Source organism: Azospirillum sp. UFLA03-27 (assembly GCF_059803775.1).
Genome location: NZ_JAUQTX010000427.1, coordinates 1 through 3,121, shown reverse-complemented (window position 1 = coordinate 3,121; position 3,121 = coordinate 1). Strand labels below are relative to the sequence as shown.

Sequence of the window (3,121 nt, the reverse complement as noted above, 5' to 3'; positions counted from 1 at the left end):
CTCCAGCACGTTGGGCGGCACCGCGCGCACCATGTCGGTATCGATGTAGCCCGGCGCGATGGCGTTGACGGTGACGCCCTTGGCCGCGCCCTCCTGGGCCAGCGCCTTGGTGAAGCCGTGGATGCCCGACTTGGCGGCGGCGTAGTTCACCTGACCGTACTGGCCGGCCTGGCCGTTCACCGAGCCGATGTTGACGATGCGGCCGAAGCCGCGCTCGCGCATGCCGTCGATGACGTTGCGGCAGAGGTTGAAGCAGGAGGTGAGGTTCGTCGCGATGACGTCGTTCCACTGCTGCGGAGTCATGCGGTGGATCACGCCGTCGCGGGTGATGCCCGCGTTGTTCACCACCACATCCACCGGCCCGAGTTCGGCCGAGATCTTCGCGATGCCATCCTTCACGGCGTCGAAGTCCGACACGTCGAACTTGTAGACCGCGATGCCCGTGCGGGCCGAGAATTCTTTCGCCTTCTCATCGTTGCCGGCGTAGTTGGCGGCGACGACATAGCCGGCGTTCTTCAACGCGACGGAGATGGCTTCGCCGATACCGCGCGTTCCGCCCGTGACGACTGCAACTCGAGCCATTGGCTCCTCCCCCAAAGCTTGGTGTTGGATTCTTTATCGGTTTCTGTAGGCACACATACGAAGCGGGCCGCACCCCGGAGGGAACGGCCCGCTTTTCATCAGCCCCGCTCGACGGTGAGGGCGATGCCCATTCCGCCGCCGATGCACAAGGTGGCGAGGCCCTTCTTGGCGTCGCGCTTCTGCATCTCATAGAGCAGGGTGGTCAGGACGCGGGCGCCGGACGCGCCGACCGGATGGCCGAGCGCGATGGCGCCGCCGTTGACGTTCACCTTGGAGGTGTCCCAGCCAAGGTCCTTGTTCACGGCCAGGGCCTGCGCGGCGAAGGCCTCGTTCGCCTCGATCAGGTCCAGGTCCTCATGCTTCCAGCCGGCCTTTTCCAGCGCGAGGCGGGAAGCCGGGATCGGGCCGGTGCCCATGATCGCCGGATCGACGCCGGCGGTCGCCCAGGAGACGATGCGGGCCAGCGGGGTGAGGCCGCGCTTGGCCGCGTTCTCGGCGGTCATCAGGACGAGCGCGGCGGCGCCGTCGTTGATGCCCGACGCGTTGCCGGCGGTCACCGTGCCCTCCTTGGAAAAGGCCGGGCGCAGCTTGGCCAGCGATTCCGCGGTGGTGCCGTGCTTCGGATACTCGTCGTCGGCGACGATGATGTCGCCCTTGCGGCCCTTGATGGTGACCGGGATGATCTCGTCCTTGAAGCGGCCGGACTTCTGGGCGGCCTCGGCCTTCTGCTGCGAGGCGGCGGCGAAGGCGTCCTGCTCGTCGCGGGTCAGCTGCCACTTCTGGGCGACGTTCTCGGCCGTCGTGCCCATGTGGTAGCCCTTGAAGGCGTCCATCAGGCCGTCCTTCAGCATGGTGTCGAGCATCTCGGCGGCGCCCATCTTCACGCCGTTGCGCAGATGCATGACGTGCGGGGCCTGGCTCATGCTCTCCTGGCCGCCGACGACCATGACCTCGGCGTCGCCGTTGCGGATCGCCTGGTAGCCGAGCGCCACCGAGCGCAGGCCCGAACCGCAGAGCTGGTTGATGCCGAAGGCGGTGGCGGAGGCCGGGATGCCGGCGTTGACGGCGGCCTGGCGGGCCGGGTTCTGGCCCTGACCGGCGGTCAGGATCTGGCCCAGGATGACCTCGGTCACCTCCGCGGCATCGGTCTTGGCGCGGCTCAGCGCTTCGCGGATGGCGATCTCACCCAGATAATGGGCCGGTACGGCGCTGAGCGCCCCGTTGAAGCTGCCGATGGGAGTACGCGCTGCGCTGGCGATCACAACCTCGGTCATGTTGACGCTCCTCAGATTTTGTCAGTTTTATTATCGTGTCAGTGGGCCGCACGGAGTGGGAAAAACCTTATGCGCGGATTTCCCGCAATGCAAGACACCTGACTGGCTGCGGTTATCCTGCCGCACTAAGCCATTCGGCCAGGGGACGCCAGACGCCTGTTTCGGCACCGGCGCTGACCACCATGCCAATATGACCGAGCGGCGGCCTGATCATTTGCGCGCTGCCGATTGATCTTGCCAAGGCCACCGCGGACGCGGGCGGAACGATGCGGTCGCGCTCCGGGATCAGCGCCAGGACCGGCATGCTCAACCGCTCCGGCTCCACCGGCTGTCCGGCGACCAGCCATTCGCCGCGCGCCGTGTCGTTGCGACCGTACCAGCCAGCCAGCGTGTCGCGGGCCACTCCGGCGACCAGAGGCACCCCGTCGTTCAACCAGTCCTCCAGCGACACGAAGGCGAGCGCGGCGCGGCTGTCCGGCTCCATGCGGGCGAACTGCGAGAACTTCTTCAGCGCCAGCAGCGGGTCGAGCTGGGCGAACAGCCCCTGCAGAACGTCCACCGGCAGTTCCCCCCAGGCGTCCAGCAGCGGGCCGAAGGGCTGGAAAAAGCTCGCGGCGCGGCGGGCCATGCCCGCGTCCTCGGCGTGGAAGTCCCAAGGCGTGGCGAGCAGGCCGAGCGCCGCGACCTCCTTGGGGCGGCGCTGCGCCAGCGCGGTGGCGAGCAGCCCGCCCATGCAGTAGCCGACCACCGGAACCGGACGCCCCACCGCCTCCACCACCGCGGCGAGCGCCCGCTCCAGCCGCCCGGCGATGTAGTCGGTCAGGCTGTAACGCCGCTCCAGCGGGCCGGGCGTGCCCCAGTCGATCAGGAAGGGGCGCAGCCCCTGCGCGGCCAGCCAGCGCATCAGGCTTTTGCGCGCCGACAGGTCGAGGATGTAATGGCGATTGACCAGCGACGGCACGAACAGGACCGGCGCGCCCGTCGCCGGGCCGAGTGCGCCGTAGTCGAGAAGACGGGACGTCCCCTCCGTCCACAGCACGGGCGGATCGGGCAAATCGCGGCGGTAGGGGTGGCGGCGGTAGCGCTCGATTCCCGTCAAGGCGAGGTCCAGCTGGCGGCGGACCTCCCGGTCAACCGCCTGGGCGAACGCGTCCGCGTCGGTTGCGGCGATCCGCCGGCGCAGGTCCTCCGCCCGCTCCTGCAGATGCGGCTTCCATGGCAGCGAGCCGTTCCTCAAGTGTGGCAATGCGGCGGAGGAGCTGAGC

General features: G+C 68.5%; 3 protein-coding genes. All 3 read right to left on the bottom strand.

Annotation, left to right across the window (positions count from 1 at the left end; genetic code table 11):
- Nucleotides 1-582: SDR family NAD(P)-dependent oxidoreductase (locus Q4I23_RS31870; RefSeq protein WP_498528889.1), on the bottom strand; the 582-nt coding region annotated here is incomplete at its 3' end.
- A gap of 98 nt (nt 583-680) precedes the next feature.
- Nucleotides 681-1,856: an acetyl-CoA C-acetyltransferase gene (locus tag Q4I23_RS31865; protein WP_454020589.1), complete on the bottom strand. Its 1,176-nt coding sequence runs from the start codon at nt 1,854-1,856 to the stop codon at nt 681-683.
- Nucleotides 1,857-1,968: 112 nt separating this feature from the next.
- On the bottom strand, nt 1,969-3,121 hold a 1,153-nt coding region (locus Q4I23_RS31860; RefSeq protein ID WP_498528888.1), incomplete at its 5' end, for an alpha/beta fold hydrolase.